Raw genomic sequence first — 216 nt, 5'->3', positions numbered from 1 at the left:
ACCTGAACATTCACTTTCATCACCGCCGCCCCGGCTTTCACCTGTGACAGGCCCCGGATACCCCACTGTTGTGTGCCCAGCGTCAGGGATATCTCGCCGTTAGCGCCGGTTTCCCAGACCACATTTGGCATCGACGGCAACGCGGCTATACCGGCGGCTAATGTGCTGACTGTTTCCGGCACCGGAACCGGCTGATGTTCAGCCAGTGCGGCCCGC

1 protein-coding gene is annotated in these 216 nt (G+C 61.6%); it reads right to left on the bottom strand.

The window, feature by feature from the left end:
* Window positions 1-216 (bottom strand): hypothetical protein (locus tag ABR397_RS24890; protein ID WP_350307995.1); only part of this gene is annotated, 216 nt, incomplete at both ends.

Source organism: Photorhabdus viridis (genome assembly GCF_040256935.1).
GTDB classification, from domain to species: Bacteria; Pseudomonadota; Gammaproteobacteria; order Enterobacterales; family Enterobacteriaceae; genus Photorhabdus; species Photorhabdus viridis.
The sequence above is the reverse complement of the archived record's forward strand: the minus strand, read 5'-3'. Positions and strand labels throughout refer to the sequence as shown.